Annotated in this window: 17 protein-coding genes; 11 read left to right on the plus strand and 6 right to left on the minus strand. The window is 45.0% G+C overall.

All coding sequences use genetic code 11. The features are described from left to right. From C2756_RS04720 to C2756_RS04750, 7 genes are all read left to right on the plus strand, one after another. Complete coding sequence (locus C2756_RS04720) at positions 1 to 645, plus strand: NADH-quinone oxidoreductase subunit J (protein WP_215296985.1); 645 nt, start codon at positions 1 to 3, stop codon at positions 643 to 645. Beyond that, positions 645 to 953 carry an NADH-quinone oxidoreductase subunit NuoK gene (nuoK, locus tag C2756_RS04725; RefSeq protein WP_215291988.1) on the plus strand — a complete coding sequence of 103 codons (309 nt, stop codon included), beginning with the start codon at positions 645 to 647 and terminating at the stop codon, positions 951 to 953. The genes C2756_RS04720 and nuoK overlap by 1 nt, the downstream gene beginning before the upstream one ends. Before the next feature lie 2 nt (positions 954 to 955). Then, positions 956 to 3,010 (plus strand): NADH-quinone oxidoreductase subunit L, encoded by a 2,055-nt coding sequence (gene nuoL, locus C2756_RS04730; RefSeq protein ID WP_215320422.1) that lies wholly within the window; start codon positions 956 to 958, stop codon positions 3,008 to 3,010. 24 nt (positions 3,011 to 3,034) lie between these two features. Further along, positions 3,035 to 4,501: an NADH-quinone oxidoreductase subunit M gene (locus C2756_RS04735; protein ID WP_215320424.1), complete on the plus strand. Its 1,467-nt coding sequence runs from the start codon at positions 3,035 to 3,037 to the stop codon at positions 4,499 to 4,501. A 10-nt stretch (positions 4,502 to 4,511) separates the two neighbouring features. Continuing rightward, positions 4,512 to 6,011 carry an NADH-quinone oxidoreductase subunit NuoN gene (nuoN, locus tag C2756_RS04740; protein ID WP_215320426.1) on the plus strand — a complete coding sequence of 500 codons (1,500 nt, stop codon included), beginning with the start codon at positions 4,512 to 4,514 and terminating at the stop codon, positions 6,009 to 6,011. Between the two features lie 134 nt (positions 6,012 to 6,145). Next, positions 6,146 to 6,745 carry an NUDIX domain-containing protein gene (locus C2756_RS04745; protein ID WP_215296992.1) on the plus strand — a complete coding sequence of 200 codons (600 nt, stop codon included), beginning with the start codon at positions 6,146 to 6,148 and terminating at the stop codon, positions 6,743 to 6,745. A gap of 66 nt (positions 6,746 to 6,811) precedes the next feature. After that, entirely contained in the window at positions 6,812 to 7,297 is a 486-nt protein-coding gene (locus C2756_RS04750; protein ID WP_215320428.1) for a DUF1178 family protein, read from the plus strand. Positions 7,298 to 7,363: 66 nt separating this feature from the next. On the opposite strand, the gene C2756_RS04755 is transcribed toward C2756_RS04750, so the two are convergent. Further along, positions 7,364 to 8,884, minus strand: coding sequence for a CoA-acylating methylmalonate-semialdehyde dehydrogenase (locus C2756_RS04755; RefSeq protein WP_215320430.1), 1,521 nt, complete (start codon positions 8,882 to 8,884; stop codon positions 7,364 to 7,366). A 161-nt stretch (positions 8,885 to 9,045) separates the two neighbouring features. Here C2756_RS04755 and C2756_RS04760 point away from each other — a divergent pair, with 161 nt between their 5' ends. From C2756_RS04760 to C2756_RS04775, 4 genes are all read left to right on the plus strand, one after another. Beyond that, positions 9,046 to 10,167, plus strand: coding sequence for an NADH:flavin oxidoreductase/NADH oxidase (locus tag C2756_RS04760; protein WP_215320432.1), 1,122 nt, complete (start codon positions 9,046 to 9,048; stop codon positions 10,165 to 10,167). 78 nt (positions 10,168 to 10,245) lie between these two features. Continuing rightward, entirely contained in the window at positions 10,246 to 11,175 is a 930-nt protein-coding gene (locus tag C2756_RS04765; RefSeq protein ID WP_251370100.1) for a tripartite tricarboxylate transporter substrate binding protein, read from the plus strand. A gap of 168 nt (positions 11,176 to 11,343) precedes the next feature. Further along, positions 11,344 to 12,006, plus strand: coding sequence for a SprT family zinc-dependent metalloprotease (locus C2756_RS04770; protein WP_215320434.1), 663 nt, complete (start codon positions 11,344 to 11,346; stop codon positions 12,004 to 12,006). A 75-nt stretch (positions 12,007 to 12,081) separates the two neighbouring features. After that, entirely contained in the window at positions 12,082 to 13,173 is a 1,092-nt protein-coding gene (locus tag C2756_RS04775) for a tartrate dehydrogenase (RefSeq protein WP_305848908.1), read from the plus strand. Between the two features lie 7 nt (positions 13,174 to 13,180). Here the strand turns inward: C2756_RS04775 and dnaQ are convergent, their stop codons facing one another. The 5 genes from dnaQ to C2756_RS04800 form a co-directional block, all read right to left on the minus strand. Then, positions 13,181 to 13,891, minus strand: coding sequence for a DNA polymerase III subunit epsilon (gene dnaQ, locus C2756_RS04780; protein ID WP_215320436.1), 711 nt, complete (start codon positions 13,889 to 13,891; stop codon positions 13,181 to 13,183). Further along, positions 13,891 to 16,989 carry an efflux RND transporter permease subunit gene (locus tag C2756_RS04785; protein ID WP_215320438.1) on the minus strand — a complete coding sequence of 1,033 codons (3,099 nt, stop codon included), beginning with the start codon at positions 16,987 to 16,989 and terminating at the stop codon, positions 13,891 to 13,893. Before C2756_RS04785 ends, dnaQ begins: the two co-directional genes overlap by 1 nt. Next, positions 16,986 to 18,326, minus strand: a complete 1,341-nt coding sequence (locus C2756_RS04790) for an efflux RND transporter periplasmic adaptor subunit (protein ID WP_215320440.1) — start codon at positions 18,324 to 18,326, stop codon at positions 16,986 to 16,988. Before C2756_RS04790 ends, C2756_RS04785 begins: the two co-directional genes overlap by 4 nt. Positions 18,327 to 18,437: 111 nt before the next feature. Continuing rightward, on the minus strand, positions 18,438 to 18,902 hold the full coding sequence (gene rnhA, locus C2756_RS04795; protein ID WP_215320442.1) for a ribonuclease HI: 465 nt from the start codon (positions 18,900 to 18,902) through the stop codon (positions 18,438 to 18,440). Between the two features lie 9 nt (positions 18,903 to 18,911). After that, positions 18,912 to 19,730 (minus strand): class I SAM-dependent methyltransferase, encoded by an 819-nt coding sequence (locus tag C2756_RS04800; protein ID WP_215320444.1) that lies wholly within the window; start codon positions 19,728 to 19,730, stop codon positions 18,912 to 18,914. Between the last annotated feature and the right edge of the window lie 4 nt (positions 19,731 to 19,734).

A 19,734-nucleotide genomic window follows, 5' to 3' on the forward strand; every position in this document is an offset into this window, starting at 1 on the left:
ATGACATTCGATCCCTCCACTTTATTTGCTGTTTTCTTCTATGGCTTTGCAGGCCTATTGGTTATTTCTGCATTGCGCGTGATTACAGCGCGTAACCCAGTGCATGCCGCTCTGTTTTTAGTATTGGCCTTCTTCTGTGCTTCTGGTCTTTGGATGTTGCTCAAAGCTGAATTCTTAAGCTTGGCTTTGATCTTGGTTTATGTCGGGGCCGTGATGGTTTTGTTCCTGTTCGTAGTGATGATGCTTGACCTTGATCTGGAGCATTTACGCCGTGACTTTAAGAAATACCTGCCGGTCGCTTTCTTAATGGGTGCAGTGATTGTGCTTGAGTTATCTATCGTCATTATTCGCAGCTTCATTGGCACCAATGCACCTGTGCAGCCAATGCCTGAAGAAGTGATGGCCAATAATACCCAAGCATTGGGTATGCTGATCTTTGGTGACTATGTCTACGCCTTCGAAGTTGCCGGTGTGATCTTGTTGGTAGCCATTATTGCTGCAGTTGCCTTGACTCTCCGTAATCGTAAAGACTCCAAGTCGCAGAATATTCATGAGCAAGTGAATGTGGTTGCTGCAGATCGCATGCGCATTGTCAAAATGGGTTCAGACATGGCAGCAAAACAAGACGTTAGAGGAGGGAAGTAATGAATATCACTCTAGCGCACTACTTGGTACTGGGTGCGATCTTATTCGCAACTAGTGTTATTGGAATTTTCCTGAACCGCAAGAACGTGATCGTGCTGTTGATGGCTATTGAATTGATGTTGCTTGCGGTCAACATGAACTTTGTTGCCTTCTCGCATTATTTGGGTGATATGGCAGGTCAAGTATTCGTATTCTTTATTCTGACTGTAGCAGCTGCTGAAGCAGCTATCGGTTTGGCAATTCTGGTTGTGCTCTTCCGTAAGGTTGACACCATTAATGCCGAAGACCTTGACCACCTCAAAGGCTAGTCATGCAATTGACCCTAAATATTCCCGTTCTCTGCGCAATTCCATTGGCTCCTTTAGTGGGTTCAATCATTGCCGGCTTCTTTGGCACCAAGTTAGGCGGTAATCGCATTGGTCAAGGCGCAAGTCAGTTCGTCACTATCTTAGGCGTAACGATTGCTTTCATTCTGTCATGTAATGTTTTGTCGCAAGTCATGGATGGTTTCTACTTCAACGGCACCGTCTATCGTTGGATGCAATTAGGTGAACTCAATTTAGATATTGGCTTTCTAATCGATCCTTTGACAGCAACCATGATGTGCGTGGTGACCTTTGTGTCCTTAATGGTCCATATCTACACCATTGGCTATATGCAAGGCGAAGAGGGCTACAACCGCTTCTTCTCTTACATTTCCTTGTTTACTTTTGCCATGTTGATGTTGGTAATGAGTAATAACCTCTTGCAACTCTTCTTTGGTTGGGAGGCCGTAGGTGTTGTGTCTTATCTTTTAATTGGCTTCTATTTTGAGCGTCAATCAGCGGTATTTGCCAACATGAAGGCTTTCTTGGTGAATCGCGTAGGCGACTTTGGCTTCATTCTCGGCATTGGACTATTACTAGCGAGCACGGGCTCAATGCAATATGACGTGATCTTCGCGCAAAATACTGCCTTAGCTGCGCAAACATTGCCTGGTACCGGCTGGAATCTGCTAACGGTTGCTTGTATTTGCTTATTCATCGGCGCTATGGGTAAATCAGCCCAGTTCCCATTGCATGTTTGGTTGCCTGACTCCATGGAAGGTCCAACCCCAATTTCTGCTTTGATTCACGCTGCAACCATGGTAACTGCTGGCATCTTCATGGTCTCACGCATGTCACCATTATTTGAGCTCTCTGACGTTGCCTTGAGCTTCATTTTGGTTATCGGCTCTATTACCGCGCTTTTTATGGGTTTCTTGGGGATTGTGCAAAACGATATCAAGCGCGTTGTGGCGTATTCCACATTGTCGCAATTGGGTTACATGACGGTAGCTTTAGGTGTATCTGCATATCCAGTTGCTATCTTCCACTTAATGACGCATGCTTTTTTTAAGGCCCTGTTGTTCCTTGCTGCTGGTAGCGTTATCTTGGGCATGCACCATGAGCAAGATATGCGCAAGATGGGCGGTCTTTGGAAATATATGCCTGTTACTTGCCTGATGATGTTATTGGGTAATTTGGCTTTAATCGGCACACCATTCTTCTCTGGTTTCTACTCTAAAGATTCCATCATTGAAGCGGTTGCTGCAAGCCATATTCTTGGTTCAGGGTTTGCTTACTTTGCAGTTATGGCAAGTGTATTTGTCACGGCTTTATATTCCTTCCGTTTGTATTTCTGGGTTTTCCATGGCAAAGCACGTTGGGGTCATGCTGATTCACATGATCACCATCACGATCATGCAGAGCAGGGTGATGATCACGCTCACCACGGATTATCCCCAGGTGAGAAGCCGCATGAATCTCCATTGGTAGTGACCTTGCCTTTGGTTCTGTTGGCTATTCCATCCGTGATTATTGGTTTCTACACTATTAGCCCATTATTGTTTGGCACCTTTTTTGGCGATTCCATCTTCATTGATTTGGCTCGTCACCCAGTAATGAAAGAACTTGAAGATGAATTCCATGGCCCAATCGCCATGGCAATACATGCATTTACTTCTCCTGTATTAGGTCTAGTAGTGCTTGGCGTTTTAACGGCTGCCATTGGTTATCTCTGGGCTCCGAAGCTGCCTGCAGTTGTTGCGCAAATATTTGCTCCACTCAAAAAATTATTTGATAACAAATACTATTTAGATGATTTGAACCAAGCTGTATTTGCTAAAGGTCTGATTTGGATTGGTAGTGTCTTGTGGCATCGCGGCGATCAAAAGGTTATAGATGGCTTTTTTGTGAACGGCAGCGCCCATACAGTAGGGCGCTTTGCTGGCGTGATTCGTCATTTGCAATCCGGTTATGTTTACCACTATGCGTTTGCAATGATTGCAGGCCTTGCGGTATTGCTAGCTTGGGTTTTGTATGCTTACCTGCCTTTTGTTCGATAGGCCTTTGTTACTTAAGTAGCCACTATGATTCTTTCTTACGCCATTTGGACCCCAATTGTTTTTGGACTCATTATTTTGTTTTATGGGTCTGAGAAGCCGTCTGCTGGAGTACGGTGGTTAGCTCTAATCGGTTCTATTGTTGGATTTATTGCAACTCTTCCCTTGATTATTAATTTTGATATTGCCAATCCAGGGATGCAGTTTGTAGAGAAGATCAGCTGGATTCCGCGCTACGACATTAATTATTTCCTTGGTATCGATGGTATTTCCGTTTGGTTCATCGTACTGACTGCCTTCATCAATATTTTTGTCGTGATCGCTGCTTGGGAGGTTATTGATACTAAGGTTTCACAGTACATGGCTTCGTTCATGATCCTATCTGGATTGATGATTGGTGTTTTCTGTGCGCTTGATGCCTTATTGTTTTATGTCTTCTTTGAAGCAACCTTGATTCCGATGTACATCATCATTGGTGTGTGGGGTGGTCAGAACCGGATCTATGCGGCTTTCAAGTTTTTCTTATACACCTTGCTTGGCTCCTTATTGACCTTAGTAGCCATGCTTTATCTTTATAACGTCACCAATAGCTTTGATATTTTGGTTTGGCAAAATGCTCGGCTCGATATCGTTGAGCAAATCCTACTGTTCTTTGCATTCTTCATGGCCTTTGCAGTGAAAGTACCCATGTGGCCACTGCATACCTGGTTACCAGACGTTCACGTGGAGGCACCTACGGGTGGTTCTGTGGTGTTGGCTGCAATCATGCTGAAACTCGGGGCTTATGGCTTCCTTCGTTTCTCGCTGCCAATAGCGCCAGATGCAAGTCAATATCTTGGCCCCTTTGTGATATTCCTCTCCTTGGTAGCTGTGATTTATGTCGGCGTAGTGGCCTTAGTTCAAAAAGATATGAAAAAGCTAGTTGCTTATTCATCAGTTGCACATATGGGATTTGTTACTCTCGGCTTCTTCCTCTTTAGCCCATTAGGTATTGAGGGTGGCATCGTACAAATGATTTCACACGGCTTTGTGGCTGGTGCGATGTTCCTGTCTATTGGTGTTTTATATGACCGCATGCATACCCGTCAAATTGCAGATTACGGTGGCGTAGTACATCGTATGCCGGCTTTTACTGCCTTTGCAGTTTTGATGGCCATGGCTAACTGCGGATTACCGGCTACATCAGGCTTCGTTGGCGAATTCATGGTGATATTGGCTGCAGTTGATTACGACTTTGTGATCGGTGTCTTAGCAGCAACTGCATTGATCCTTGGGGCTGCCTATTCATTGTGGATGGTCAAACGCGTATTTTTTGGCGCTATCAACAATGCACATGTTGAGGAGCTCAAAGATCTCAATGCCCGTGAATATTTCATGATGACTGTATTGACGATTTGTGTGATTGGAATGGGTGTATATCCAAAACCATTTACCGACATCATTCATCCAGCCGTAATCAATCTGCTGCAGCATGTTGCTGTTAGCAAACTCTGAGTAAAAGCAAATGCAAGCATTCGACCTATACGCTATCCTGCCGGAACTCGTTTTACTGATTGCTACCTGCTTATTGCTGGTAGCCAGTGTTTATGTTCGCGAAACAGTCACTTCAACCCCTGGAGTTGAGCAAGATATTTTCCATACACCGCGTGGTGTAGGTTTTGTTTATTTCTTCTCTTTAATTCTGTTGATTTATTTGATTTTTGCTTTTGTGGGTCGTTTGGGTGACGTGTCTTTAGTGGCAATGAACGGCTTGTTTCAGTCTGACCCTTTGTCAAACCTACTGAAAGCATGTTCTTCTGCTGCGGTATTAGTGAGCTTGATTTATTCCAAGCAATATTTATCGGATCGCGCTTTATTCCGTCCAGACTTTATTGTGCTGGTGCTGTTGGCTCTATTGGGTCAACTGGTATTAATCTCAGGCGCGAATCTCTTAACCCTTTATCTTGGTCTCGAGCTCATGGCTCTGCCAATGTACGCCTTGGTTGCGATGCGCCATACTAGTGAGAAGAGTGTAGAGGCTGGTATTAAGTACTTTATCCTAGGAGCTCTTGCTTCAGGCTTTCTACTGTACGGTATGTCCATGCTGTATGGCGTGACGGGTTCTTTAGATTTAATTGAGATTTTCAAAACAGTTGCTGACCCTCGCGTAAACCATTTAGTCATGGCTTTTGGTCTGGTATTTATTGTTTCTGGATTGGCGTTCAAGTTAGGCGTTGTACCTTTCCACATGTGGGTTCCTGATGTTTATCAAGGTGCGCCAACTGCAGTTACCCTCATGATTGCTGCGGCACCTAAGTTAGCAGCATTTGCATTGTTATTCCGCTTATTGATTAATACCTTATTGCCGTTGATGGGCGACTGGCAGCCAATGTTAGTACTGTTGGCTGTTCTATCCTTAGTTGTTGGCAATGTGACTGCGATTGCTCAGACTAACGTGAAACGCATGCTGGCCTACTCAGCGATTGCGCAGATGGGTTTTGTACTGCTTGGCATGTTGTCGGTGTTTGATGATCATGCCTTTAGTGCATCGATGTTTTACGCCATTACGTATGTTTTGACTACCTTGGGTACCTTCGGTCTCTTGATGGCGCTCTCGCGCAAAGGCTATGACTGTGAGACCTTAGAAGGGCTCAAAGGTTTAAATAAGCAACATCCTTGGTTTGCCTTTATTGGCTTAGTCATGATGTTCTCATTGGCAGGTATTCCGCCTACAGTTGGTTTTGCAGCTAAATTGGGCATACTAGAAGCCTTGGTGGATGCGGAGCATACCTTCTTAGCTGTCATTGCCGTAATGGCCTCTTTGATCGGTGCTTTCTATTACTTGAGAGTGGTAAAAGTCATGTACTTTGATGAACCATCTCACGAAGTTACAGTCTCAGGCTCTGCATTTGCCATGGGATTATTGAGTCTGAACACGATCTTGGTTTTATTAATCGGTATTATTCCTGCCGGATTGATGAGTGTTTGCTTAGATGCAATGCGCCGAACTTTATTGGGCTCATAATTTCATTGGCTGGATGAATTAAAGGCTCCCATGGGGGCCTTTCTTGTTTTAGGTAGCTGGTATGACATTTGAATGACATAAGGCCTTTGTACCATTGCTTAATTATTGATTGAACCCATATTGAAAGATTCTCCATGACCGAAAAATCATTCAAAGACCTACCTGTAGGTGATGAGCATTTGCGCGAAGATCGAATTTCTGGCGAAGATATCTATGGCGGCATCTTTTTAAATATGAAACGAGACCAAGTGCGTTTACCAGATGGTGAGTTAGCAGCTCGAGAGTATTTAACGCATCCTGGTGCAGTGGCAGTCCTTGCATTATTAGAGGATGGTAGAGTTCTGCTTGAGCGCCAGTACCGGTATCCAATTGCAAAAGCTTGTATTGAAATCCCAGCTGGAAAATTAGAAATTGGTGAGGATCATCTCTTGTGCGCAAAACGAGAGTTAGAAGAAGAGACTGGCTATACCGCCAGAAAATGGAGTTACATTCGCCGCATTCATCCAGTCATTTCGTATTCAACGGAATTCATTGATATCTATTTAGCGGAAGACTTAGTTCCCGGTAAGAGCAAATTAGATGATGAAGAGTTTTTAGACGTCTTTGCGGCGCCTTTAGAGCAATTACTTGCTTGGGTGGAAGAGGGCGAGATTACAGACGTTAAAACCACGATTTCGACCTATTGGCTGGATCGTTATCGCCGTGGCTTGATTAGCCCTAGGCCTATTGAATAGGTCATTTTCAAATCCTATTAAAATAAGATCTATTGATTTTGGTAATTTTGCCCCTATATAGGTCTTATGAAAGTCTACAACCTCGCTTGCCCCTTGGATCATCGCTTTGAGGGATGGTTTGCCTCAGAGGACGATTGTCTTGCTCAGCAGGATAAAGGTATGCTCGCCTGTCCAGTGTGTGATAGCCCTGAAATCACGCGTATGCCTTCTGCACCTCACATTGCAAAGACCGCCTCCACAGCGCTAACTACTCCCAATGAGAATATTGGCTCTACCAGCGGTGACGTGGTTGCCTTGACTGGAAATGATCACTCCCATCTGGAAGCCCAGGTTCAGGCTGCCTTTTTGAAGGGGATGCGTGATTTGATGGGTAAATCTGAAGATGTTGGTACTTCGTTTGCTGAAGAAGCTAGGAAGATCCACTACAAAGAGTCACCGGAGCGGAGCATTCGTGGACAAACTACCCTAGATGAGGCTGAGTCTTTAAGGGAAGAGGGTATTGAGGTCTTAGCCGTTCCTTTAATGCCGGCTTTCAAAAACACCCTGCAGTAATTTCTTAGCTGCAAGATAAAAAATAGCGATCCGAAGATCGCTATTTTTATTTGGATTGATGAGTATTTATTTTGAGGTCGGCATGACAAACTCTGCACCCTTGGCAATACTTTCAGGCCAGCGCTGCATGACACTCTTTTGCTTGGTGTAAAAGCGAACACCTTCTTTCCCATAGGCATGCATATCGCCAAACAGAGATTTTTTCCAGCCACCAAAACCGTGCCAAGCCATTGGTACAGGAATAGGCACATTGATACCAACCATGCCAACTTGCACGCGTCGAGCAAATTCACGGGCGATATTGCCATCGCTAGTGAAACAAGCAACACCGTTACCAAATTCACAAGAATTGACGAGGTTTAGCGCCTCAGTGAAATTGGCCACACGCAAGCAAGAGAGAACTGGCCCAAAGATTTCCTCGAGATAGATCTTCATATCAGGGGTCACGTTATCAAATAGGGAGCCTCCCAAGAAGAAGCCATTTTCATTGCCGGGAACTTTGAGTCCACGACCGTCTACAAGCAGTTTGGCTCCAGATGCAACGCCACTAGCAATATAACCAGTGATGCGCTCTAAAGCGGCTTTGGTAACGATAGGGCCCATCTCGGCATCAAGCTCCATACCATTTTTTACTTTCAGTGTCTTGGTGCGCTCAATTAGCTTAGGCATAATCTTCTCAGCAGCATCACCAACTAAAACAGCAACAGAGATTGCCATGCAGCGTTCACCAGCAGATCCGTATGCTGCGCCTACCAAAGCATCAATGGCTTTATCAATATCAGCATCAGGCATGATCACCATATGGTTCTTGGCACCACCTAATGCTTGTGAACGTTTGCCAAAGTGGGCGCAACGCTCATAAATATAGTTCGCAATGGGTGTCGAGCCAACAAAACTGATGGCTTGTACGTCAGGATTTTCGATCAAGGCATCAACCGCTTCCTTGTCACCCTGAATCACGTTAAATACACCATCAGGAAGACCTGCTTCTTTTAGTAACTTCGCCATGAGCAAAGATGCGGAAGGGTCTGTTGGACTTGGCTTCAGGATGAAGGTATTACCGCAAGCAATCGCAACCGGGAACATCCACATCGGGACCATGACCGGGAAGTTAAATGGTGTAATACCAGCGACAACTCCTAAAGGTTGGCGCATGACCCAGTTATCGATATCTGTAGAAACCTGTTCGGTGTATTCACCTTTGAGGAGCTCTGGAATCCCAGTAGCAAATTCCACGATCTCAATCCCACGGGTGACTTCACCTTGAGCATCTGTGAATACTTTACCGTGTTCAGCGGTAATAATGGCTGCTAATTCATCGCGGTGAGTGTTGAGCAGATCAAGATACTTAAAAAGGATGCGAGCGCGACGCAGTGGGCTAGTTTGACTCCATGAAACAAAAGCCTTTTGGGCAACGGCAACTGCAGCGTCTACCTCCTTACGACTAGCTAATGCAACCTTGCGAGCAACTGAACCCTTTGCTGGGTTATAGACATCCGCAAAACGACCATCTTTAGGGTTAACAATAGAGCCGCCAACAAAGTGGCCGATATCTTCTTTAGATTCAAAGGCTTGGGGTGCATTCATAGTCTTTTTTGCTTAGTTTGGATAGTTTTTCAGGGTAGAAAAGCCGGATGCTAGGTTAGCCTGCGCGACTTTGCTGTCTCGTATATTCTGGTTTTTAGTATTCTATCGCTTTAAGGCATTTTTAGTATTTTGACCCATTTTTCGACCTTTAAGACACCTTTATGAGCCTGCTGTTTTCAAGCTATACCCTTCATTCTCCGCGTGGACCCCTAGAGTTTGCCAATCGCATTGTTGTCGCCCCTATGTGCCAATACTCAGCCTCTAATGGCGAGGCAACCGATTGGCACTTAATGCATTGGGGCAACCTGCTCAATAGCGGGGCAGCATTATTTATTATTGAAGCAACAGCGGTTACCCCAGAAGCTAGGATTACCCCGGCCTGTTTGGGATTGTGGGATGACCGCACTGAAGCAGCTCTAAAAGACAAGCTGAGCCGTGCACGTCAATTGGCCCCAGCAACCCCAGTGTTTATTCAGTTAGCTCATGCTGGCCGCAAAGCCTCGAGTGCAACACCTTGGCATGGTGGTCAGCTATTGCCAGTTGGTCAGGGTGGCTGGGAAACGGTAGCTCCTTCAGCGATCCCTCAACTAGAGGGCGAGCGTTTGCCGCACGAACTCTCAAAAACAGAGCTTAAAGAATTAATTGATGCATTTGTGGTTGCGGCTAAACGCGCAGATCGCATAGGCCTTGATGGGATTGAGCTCCATGGCGCCCATGGTTATTTGCTCCATCAATTTTTATCGCCGATTGCCAATCAACGAACCGATGAATACGGTGGCTCTTTTGAGAATCGCATCCGTTTTCCCTTGGAATTGTTTGCAGCAGTAAGAGCTGCCTATTCAGGTGTATTGGGTATTCGTATTTCAGCCAGTGACTGGGTGGAGGGCGGCTGGACTCCTGAAGAGACTGCGAACTTTGCAAAGCAACTCAAACCTTTGGGTTGTGACTTTGTTCATATTTCTTCAGGTGGAATTTCGCCTAAACAAAAAATTGCCTTAGGACCAAACTATCAAGTGCCTTTTGCAAAGATCGTCAAAGATCAATCTGGTTTACCAACCATGACGGTTGGTCTAATCACTGACCCTCATCAGGCCGAAGCTATTTTGCAAGCTGGTGATGCTGATTTTATTGCCTTGGCTCGGGCTTTTTTATACAAACCGCGATGGGGCTGGGAAGCTGCAGCAGCTCTAGAAGGTACAGTGAATGCGAATGAGCGTTATTGGCGTTGTTTACCACGAGAGGCTCAAGCAGTTTTTGGTAACGTTAAGGTAGGCCAGAGATAAGCTTATTCAAGAAATGATCAGGAGATAGACATGAACACATACACTCTTACAAAAAAAGTATTGGCAATCTTCAGTTTTATGACGGCCACTAGTATTGCTAGCGCGCAATCCTATCCCGATAGGGCAATCACCTTGGTCGTACCAAATCCTCCAGGTGGTTTGGTTGATACCTCTGCCCGCTTACTTAGTGAGCCGCTTACAAGAGTGATTGGTCAAACTGTTGTAGTAGACAATAAACCAGGTGCCAGTGGAAACATTGCCTATCAATACGTGGCCAATGCAAAACCAGATGGCTACACATTATTAATTTCATACTCTGGTTATCACGTTGGTAATCCAGCCTTGATGGATAAATTGCCCTGGGATCCTGTTAAGGATTTTTCACCAATTGCTTTACTGACTGTGTCGACTAATGTGATCGCAGTTCACCCTTCAGTACCAGTCAATAATTTGAAAGAATTCATTGCCTACGCAAAAGCCAATCCAGGTAAGCTCAATTACGCCTCACAAGGTAACGGTTCTGTTTCTCATATTGGCACCGAAATGTTTAAGCAAACTACTGGTATTGATATGGTTCACGTTCCCTATAAGGGCTCTGGTCCAGCGATTCAGGATGTATTAGCAGGGCAGGTGCAGGTATTTATCTCTACGCCACCGTCAGTCATGCAACACGTTCAGAGCGGCAAGTTGAAGGGCTTAGCGGTAACTGGTAAGAATCGTCACCCTGGTATGCCTAATGTTCCAACGACTGCCGAAGCTGGTTTACCATCATTTCAGTTGGAATCATGGGTTGCATTATTTGCCCCTGCTGGAACTCCTGCTCCAATCGTGACCAAGCTCACTGATTCTGTCAAAAAAAGCTTAGCACTGCCTGAAGTGAAAGAGCGTGCGGATGCAGCAGGCGTGGAATTACGTTATCTCACTCCAGCTCAAACTGAAGCTTTGGTAAAGAAAGAATTGCCTTATTGGAGCAAAGTCATTAAGTCAGCGAATATCACCTTAGACTAAATCTTTAATAAATGAAGCCTGATCTCGTGCTTAGGATCCGGGATCAGGTAATGAAGAGGATTGGGTAACTTGTGATGTGCTTACCCTTTTCAGACCTCCCGCCCATTCTATTTTTGGTGGCGCATAATCGTCGTTTATCGTTTTTATTATCTCTGAACTTTTATACAAATGAAGCAACATTCTGTTCGTGAAGCATGGTTGGAAGATGCTGTGAGACATCTTGAACCAGTATTTTCTAAAGCTGGCTATGCTATACCTCCTGTCAGAGTGTCTTGTGGTTTTCCTGCGTCTAGTAGTCCCAGAACGACTTTAGGGCAATGTTGGCCGCGTGAGCGATCTGGTGGAGGAGTCAATGAGATTTTTATTTCTCCTAAGATTGATGATCCGGTTCAACTGCTTGATACCTTGGTGCATGAGCTTTGTCATGCGGTAGACGATTGTTTCAGTGGACATGGAGAAGATTTCAAGGGCATTGCCCAAACCGTTGGCCTTGAGGGGCCAGCCAGAATGGCTCATGCTACTGAAGAACTCACAGTCAAACTAATGATGATTACCCAGGAGCTCGGTCCGTATCCTCATCAGGCTATCGTTTTTCCACCACCAAGGCCTAACAATGCCAGTCGTAGCAAAGCGAAATGTGGTCAATGCGGTTACGAGGTTACATTATTAAAAAAATGGGCCAGTTATGGTGCGCCTATCTGCCCAAAAGACAATATTCGGATGCTAGAGGATGCTCCTGAAACAATTGAAAATACCAGTGATTACGACAGTGACTCTGTCGGCAAGGGTGGCAAAGCCCCGCCTGATGAGATCCGCCGCGCTATTAGCTAGCGATAGATAAGTGGGTAAAATTAAGGTTTTATGCCAATAATTTGGCCAACAATCATTACTTGAGACTATTAACAAATGAACACCAAAAAAATATTTAAGAATCCTAAAATAGCAGTAATCCCAGGTGATGGAATTGGTAAAGAGGTTATTCCGGAGGGAGTGCGTGCGCTGGAGGCAGTCAATCGTAAATTTGGTATTGGTATGCAGTTCGATCACTTTGATTTTGCAAGTTGCGATTACTACCTCAAGCACGGCAAGATGATGCCGGATGATTGGTTCGATACCTTAATGAAGTATGACGCTATTTTCTTTGGCGCAGTGGGTATGCCTGATATTTTGCCGGACCATGTGTCATTGTGGGGTAGCTTGATTCAGTTCCGTCGTGGATTTGATCAATATGTCAATTTACGTCCAGTACGTCTATTGCCTGGAGTGCCTTGCCCGCTTGCAAATCGTAAACCTGGTGATATTGATTTCTTCGTAGTACGTGAGAATACAGAAGGAGAGTATTCCAGCGTTGGTGGAAAAATGTTTCCAGATACTGACCGCGAGTTTGTGATTCAAGAATCGGTCTTTACAAGACAGGGCGTCGATCGTATTTTGCAATATGCCTATGATTTAGCTCAGAGTCGTCCTAAGAAACACCTCACTTCAGCTACTAAATCAAATGGTATTGCGATTACGATGCCTTATTGGGATGAGCGCGTGGAGGCGATGTCTAAAAAGTTTTCTGATGTAAGAACGGATAAGTACCATATCGATATCTTGGCAGCGCACTTCGTAATGAATCCTGATCGTTTTGATGTGGTTGTTGCTAGTAATTTGTTCGGGGACATCTTGTCAGATTTAGGCCCTGCGTGTACTGGCACTATTGCGGTAGCTCCATCGGGAAGTATTAATCCAGAAGGAAAGTTTCCATCACTATTTGAGCCGGTACATGGGTCAGCCCCTGATATTTATGGGAAGATGATTGCCAATCCCATTGGACAAATTTGGAGCGGTGCAATGATGCTGGACCACTTGGGATATCCAGAGGCGGGTAAAGCCATTTTTAACGCTATTGAAAAAGTCTTATCAGCAGGCCCAGGCCATGCACCATTAACACCAGATCTTGGTGGTACTGCTAAAACGGATGATCTTGGTAAAGCGATTGCTGCAGCAATTTAATTGGCTTTTAAGTTACGGCATTTAAAGGGCTCCAGACGGAGTCCTTTTTGCTTGATTTAGCGATCTCAGCCAAAATCTTTTCATGCTGCTCTAAGTCTTCACTACTAGCTAGCATTAATTTTAAGCTTGTTGGCAGTGCTTTTGTATGGCCGGTTGAGTCAGCGCCTACTGTGTAATCGATTAAGTCAATGGAGAGGTCTTCCTGACCTCGAGTCATTGCGATATAGACTTCAGCTAGCAGCTGAGCATCTAATAACGCTCCGTGCAGAGTGCGATGTTCGTTACTGATTGAGAAGCGATCACACAAGGCATCTAGAGAGTTTCGTTTGCCCGGAAACATTTGCCGTGCATCTAGCAAAGTATCAATAATCTTAGACGCTAGGCCACGGAAAGGAGGCCGCTTGAGAAGTGCAAATTCATTATCCAGAAATCCCAAGTCAAAGGCTGCGTTATGAATCACAATCTCAGCACCATCTACAAATTCAATCAACTGTTCAACAATACTGCCAAATAATGGCTTGTCAGATAGAAATTCCCTAGAGAGGCCGTGAACGGCAAAAGCTCCCGCATCAATATCTCGCTCAGGGTTGACGTAATAATGGAAGGTGCGATCCGTCAAGCGACGGTCGATAACTTCAACGCAGCCAATTTCAATAATGCGATCACCAGTTGCTGGATTTAAACCGGTGGTTTCAGTGTCTAAAATAACTTGACGCATTAGGTTCCCTCAAGAACGGATGGTGGAATTTCCATGGGACCATTACCTGCATATTTATCTAGATAGAGATAAATCACGGGTGTAATGATCAGAGTTACAAACTGAGAGAAGATGAGTCCACCTGCCACGCTAATACCTAAAGGTTGTCGTAACTCTGCACCTGCACCAATACCAAAGGCAATGGGAAGAGCACCCATCAACGCAGCAAAGGTTGTCATCATGATTGGGCGGAAACGCAAGATACAGGCTTCACGGATTGCTTTCTCAGGCGTCATGCCTTGGTTACGTTGGGCATCTAGAGCAAAGTCAATCATCAAAATCGCATTCTTTTTAACAATACCAATTAAGAGCAAAATACCAATCGAGGCAACGATGGTTAATTCAAAACCGAATAAGCGCAATGAAACAATTGCACCAATTGCGGCTGAAGGTAGGCCTGCCAAAATAGTCAGTGGGTGAATATAGCTCTCATAGAGAACACCCAGAAGAATATAGATCACACCTAAAGCAGCAAAGATTAATATCAACTGGCCAGATTGATTGCTCTTAAAGACCGCGGCATCACCGCCGTAGCTCGTGATGATGGAGGGTGGTAGGTCAATTTGCTTGGTGTATTCCTCTATCTTCTTGGTGGCGTCACCCAGAAAGATATCTGGAGCTAAATTAAATGACAATGTTACCGCTGGAATTTGCCCCTGATGGTTTACCGCAGTTGGACCAATGGTGCGCGTGAAGCTTGCTAAGCTAGATAGAGGGATTAATTTATCTGTTGCGCGACCACGTACAAAAATCTTATTTAGATCAGTCTCAAACTGACGATCATCCTCAGAAGCCTCAAGAATGACGTAGTAAGTATTTACAGGGGTATAAATGGTTGAAACTTGCTTCTCGCCATAGGAAGAGTAAAGCGCAGTTCGAATATCAGAAATGGAAACGCCAGCGCTAGCTGCCTTCTCGCGATTGATGTCAATTTTGACGTTCAGGCCCTTGAGTTGTGAATCCGAAGTCACATCCCGGAATATGGGATCAGCACGCATTTTTTGCATGAGCTTGTCGGCCCACTCGTTAACGCCTTCAAAACCAACGCTTTGCAAAATGAATTGATAGCGAGATTTACTATTTTTACCGCCAAGTTGTAGGTTCTGAACAGGACGCATGTAAACCTGTAAACCTGGTAGCTCTCTAAATTTAGCACGTAGACCTTCCATCACCTTAGACATCTTCTGGCGATTGGCCTTGTCTTTTAAAATAATGAAGATACGGCCTGTATTGGTTCCAGAACTAGCGCCACCACCAACAACCGAGATCGAGCTGGCAACGTTAGGGTCGTTATTTACAAGTTCCGCAGCTTTATCCTGCAATTCCAGCATCGCTCTAAAGGATACATCTTCTGAAGCTTCGGTAGTCGCCTGAATTTGACCGATATCTTCCTCGGGGAAGAAGCCCTTTGGACTATTGATGAACAGCACAACGGTAATGACAAATGTAGAGACTGCACCCCAGAGTACTATTTTGCGATTCTTGAGAGCAAGGTCTAAGTAGTGAATATAAGTTTTGAGCATCCAGTCAAAGAGGCGATCAAACTTTTTATTAATTGCATATTCTTTAGCATGCTGCGCGGGCTTTGGCAAAAAACGACTGCAGAGCATTGGTACAACTGTCAGAGAAACAATAGCCGATACCAAGATTGAAAGGGAAACTACGACAGCAAATTCTCTAAAGAGGAGGCCTATTGGACCAGCCATAAAGAAGAGCGGAATAAAGACCGCAACCAATGAAATCGAAATCGAAATAATAGTGAAGCCGACTTCTTTACTACCTTTAAGGGAGGCTTTGAGTGGATCCATGCCTTCTTCAACATGGCGCATGATATTTTCAAGAACAACGATCGCATCGTCAACTACCAAACCAACTGCCAAAGTAATGCCTAACAAAGAGACGTTATCTAAGCTGTAGCCTAAGAAATACAGTAAGAAAAAAGCACCAATCAACGAAATGGGTAGACTAATAGATGGAATGACAGTGGCTGATATATGTTTTAAGAACAAGAAAATCACTAGTATCACTAACGCCACTGTTAAGGCTAAGGTGTAGTTCACATCATGAATCGCCTCAATAATCGATAAAGAGCGATCATTTAAAAGCTGTAATTTGATGGACTCTGGCATTTGTTTTTGGAGTTCTGGCAGCAATTGCTTGACAGACTTGACGACTTCAACGGTATTTGCGCTGGGTTGACGCAAAATAGCGATTGCAATAGAGCGCTCACCATTGGCAGTTGCTAATGTTTTAACATCTTCGTAACTCTCAGTAACTTCAGCAATATCTTTCAAGTAAACCGGTAAACCATTTTTTTGGCTAATGATGAGGTTGCCAAATTCTTCAGGTCTAACTAATTGAGGATTTGCATAAATCGTAATTGCTTGACGAGGACCGTCCAGAATACCGACTGGACTATTGGCATTTGCTTTATTGATTGCAATTGCTACGTCATCCATTGTTAAGTTGCGATTCGCCAAGGCGTCAGGATGAGCGCGAACACGAACTGCATAGCGCTTTGCGCCGTAGACCAGTACTTGAGCTACACCGCTGATCGTAGAGATATTGGGTGACAGCAAGTTCTCTGCATAGGCATTGAGGTCAGAAAGGTTCACTGATGGAGAGCTCAAGCGAACTACAAGAATTGGCGTATCGGCAGGGTTAACCTTGCGATATGACGGTGGGATCGTCATTTCAATCGGCAATCGTTTCTGTGCTCGCAAGAGTGCGGCTTGGACGTCTACTGCCGCCTTATCAATATCACGATCATTATTAAATTCAAGCGTAATACTGGTGCTACCCAAAAAGTTTGTCGAGCTAATTACAGTAATACCGTCAATGGTAGAAAACTCTTTTTCCAGTGGTAACGCAACAGAAGCAGCCATGTTCTCTGGTGATGCTCCCGGGAGAGAGGCGCTGACAGAAATAATGGGAGAGTTAAAGCTAGGAAGGGCGGCTACTGGAATCTTTAAATAAGCTATTGTGCCAGCAACAACGGTCGCTACAGAAAGCAACACCGTCATTACGGGCCGCCGAATACATAACTCAGATAGCGTCATTTTTTATCTGTTGTGCTTTTTGCAGTTGTAGGGTTTGCGGTAGCAGGGGCATTTTTTTCAGTCTTAGCTTCAGCCTTGGTGTTTGACTTTGCTTCGCGAGTTTTGCCGCCTGGTCGTAAGTTCTGCTTACCCTCTACAACAACTTTATCACCCGCTTGTATGCCGGTGATGACTGAATTACCCAGATATTCGTAAACCACTTTAATGGGGACCATACTGGCCTTGCCATCTTTGTCTAAGGTGAAAACAAACTTGCCGCGGGGATTAATTACTACAGCCTGAGACGGTACTGATAAAGCATCTTTCAAGTCACTAGCAACTAAAGACACACGGGCAAACTGACCCGGAAGCAATGTCATCGCATTGTTTTGAATTTGTGCTTTCACGCGGACCGCTGCAATAGAAGGATCCACTTGGTTATCTATAACAAGTACCGTACCTTCATAAGCTTTCTTACTAGAATCTCCTACGGTCACTTGGACTTTCAGCGGCTCACCGTCAAGTTGATTTTCAAGCAGGGTTGGTATGTCTTTTTCCGGGATAACAAACTGAACATTGATTGGGTTAAGTTGAGTAATGGTCACCATCGAACCAACGCTTGAAGTGGCGGTTGAGCTGGTAGCAGTGGTAACCACGTTACTTGCTTGTACCAAGGATCCTGGGAATACATTCACAATACCAGCACGACCATCAATTGGTGAGCGAATGTAATCAAAAGAGAGTTGAACTTCTGCTGCTTTGGCAGCGGCCTGTGCAGACTTAGCATTGGCTAGGGAAGTTTCTAGCCCTGCTTTGGAAATAAAGTTTTTCTCAACTAACTCTTTAGCACGTAAATATTGCTTTTGAGCATCGTCAGCCAATGCTTTAAGCTTTTCGTAGTTAGCTTTATCGTTCCGATCATCGAGGGTAAATAGGAGGTCGCCAGCCTTCACCTCTTGACCATCTTTAATGTTGATTTTTGCAACAGTATTGGTAATCATTGGTCGAATATCAACAATACTGTTCGAGACGATAGTGCCGGTAGCCTCAATGATGAGTGGCACATCTTTTTTCTCAACAACAATCGTGGTTACGGTAACCGGCCCACCGGCTTTATCTGCAGGTGGAAAGAAATAATCATACGCTTTAGATCCTGCGTACAAAATGATGATGACTATTAGGATCCGCCATTTGTATCGAATCGCAAAGGATTTGACAGTAGCAAAATCGAGCTGCTTTAACTTGCCAGTAATGGGTGATAGTTTTTGCCAAAGAGCACACAAACGGGCTTTGCCAACATTTTTAAGCTGGCCTAACTTGGCGACTAACTGATCGAGAGAAGATTCTATTTTTGACACAGTCTCGTTTTTCTAAGTTTTTTGTAGTTTAAATGCGGTTTCAGGCTAAATAAAGCTTGCCCATTCTCTCATAAGCGGGCTTTAATCGCGCTGGGCGAGGGCTAATCTAACCTAGGGTAAAAACTCTTCAACACCCTTATTAGCAAGCTGATCAGCCAGCTCGTTTCCGGGGTGACCGTTGTGACCCCTGACCCAGTGCCAAGAAATATCGTGGTCTGGGAGCAAGGCGTCCAATTCTTGCCATAAATCAGCGTTTTTGACTGGATCTTTGCTGGCGGTCTTCCATCCTCGCTTTTTCCAGCCCTCAAGCCATTCAGTGACCCCTTTTTGGACATATTGGGAATCCGTCCAAAGCTCAACGGAACTTCGTTGTTTCAAGGCGCGAAGGGCAAAGATCACGGCACAGATTTCCATACGATTGTTGGTGGTGAGTTTTTCACCGCCATGGATCTGCTTCTCATGATTGCCTGAACGCAGGACCGCACCCCATCCGCCCGGCCCGGGGTTACCTTTGCAGGCGCCATCGGTATAGATGACGATATGAGGAGGGTGATGTGCTGGTTTGGTATGAGGCATATTGCTAATTTAATTGACCTCAGTCTTGTTCAAGGAATCGCGTAATTGATTACGTTCGGCAGCAGGGGCTAACTGGTTGATTGCAGGAAGGCGAACAGATGCCACTTGTCCTATTAGCCTCATGCCTTTGTGACGCTTGATTGCCGAGACGATGAACACTGCACCAAAGATAGGCCACCAACGGTTGCCCATCGGTTCGAGAAAGTCCATGCGGTTCATGGCTGGTTCGCCGTGCAAAGGAAATTTGTAACACCCAAAGTGACCACGGTCGAGTGAATAATTCAATAGTTGCAGCCAATCTTTAATACGTAAGAGGCCAATAAATTGGCCATCCCGCGGTAGAAAGGGATTGCCAATCAGCCTACTGAGATATTGTCTGGCACCCCATAAGCTGGCAGGATTAAAACCAGAAATGACCAAGCGACCCTCAGGGAGCAATACTCGATCCACTTCACGCAAAATTTGATGGGGATCGGCTGCAAACTCGAGGACGTGAGGCAAAACAATGAGGTCAATACTTTCATTGGCAAAGGGGAGCTCATTCGCGTTACCCTCTATGACACGCCAACTAAAACGGTGCGCATCTTTTCGACTATCTTGTGAGTTCACCAAGAGGGCATGCAAGGGCATGCGGTTTTCGCTTAGGGCATTGATTTGGGGTAGGCCAATCTGGACTGCATGAAAGCCAAAAACATCCGCAACAATGCGATCAAAGCACTTTTGCTCCCAGCCGAGCACATACTGCCCAGGAGGCGACTGGAGCCACTTCTCCCATGAACTCCAAGGGGGTGCTGGCATCTGCGAAGGAATAGGTGGGGTTGGTATCATCGGT

This window comes from Polynucleobacter sp. UB-Siik-W21, from assembly GCF_018687415.1.
In the GTDB taxonomy this organism is placed as follows: Bacteria; Pseudomonadota; Gammaproteobacteria; order Burkholderiales; family Burkholderiaceae; genus Polynucleobacter.